General features: G+C 37.1%; 1 pseudogene. It reads right to left on the minus strand.

Features of this window, described 5'->3' with window-relative positions:
- Window positions 1–72: 72 nt before the first annotated feature.
- Window positions 73–1,172, minus strand: a pseudogene (locus EFD62_RS17715) (hypothetical protein); the annotation flags it as partial.

Raw genomic sequence — 1,172 nt, forward strand, 5'->3', positions numbered from 1 at the left:
TCAGTCTCTTGGCCTTCGAGATTAACTAGTGCAATTTGCCTTTTAGCAATCTATCAAAGCAAAAACACCCTATCAGCTAATATCATCATAAATCGAGCCCTTTACAATGATTTCTATTATGTCGAGGTTTTGAATTCCTTTCAGTTCTCCAAGCTTTTTGTATTCATTCTTGCTTTCCGCGAGGTTAATATTGTCTATATATGCTCTAACTATATAGTCTCCATCAGGCATATATGGGTTGGTGTATAAAGGAAGATTCTCGGGATTGATTCTTATAGTCACCTTCGTTGTTTCTGTTATTTTAAACATGTTCTGACCATCTTTTATATACTCCCGATATTTATAATTATCGTAACTTCCTTGTGTTCCCGAATCACTATACCCTTCAAGGATTGCCCGCAGGCGAGGGTCGGCAGAACTATCTTTGGCTTCGCTATGCTTCAACTCTTCATAATTTATTGTAAATCTTGAAGGATCAACACTTGCATCTTCTACATACAAGAGTTTAACATCGTTGACCCCAGTTGGATCTTTTGCAGTAAGTGCAGCAGGAACGCTCGATAATTTTCCTCCGTATGCCAACACCGGTTGATTTTGAATATTAACCGCATTATTGTTATTATCGATATAAATCAAATTTGACTCATATCTAAAGGAATTAATCAAACTCTGTACAATATCTTTGTGCTCGGTTGTAGGTTTCCTTTCAGGCTTATACATTTCTGTCTTTACTTCAAATGTATACGTACCGGTTGGATTAAAATAGTATCCTGACTTTATAGGATAGTCGTAATATCTTAAATTCACATCCGTTGCAAAAACTGCTTTGTCATAGCTTTCTTTGTTACGATTCTTGTTTGCTGCTGCGTCTCTGCTTTGCTCATACTCCATTTTCATGCTTCTTTCAATACCCCATTCAATTTCAGCCTTATCCTGCTGGGTAAAAATTCTTTGATATCGGCCGGGTACAGCAGTCCAATCATATAGTGTACCCCTTTCATTTTCATGAGCCATCCAACGTACTACGTTAAATTTATACGGCTCACTTGTCCAAAGCATGTTCTTTGACAGACTGTCTAGGGTATTGGATCTTATTTCGTCCAAATACTTCTTTTGTGGAACATTCTGCATTCCATTATATATTTTTGCCGTAATTACCCTTTGATCCGTAA

Source organism: Acetivibrio mesophilus (assembly GCF_004102745.1).
Taxonomy (GTDB): domain Bacteria; phylum Bacillota; class Clostridia; order Acetivibrionales; family Acetivibrionaceae; genus Hungateiclostridium; species Hungateiclostridium mesophilum.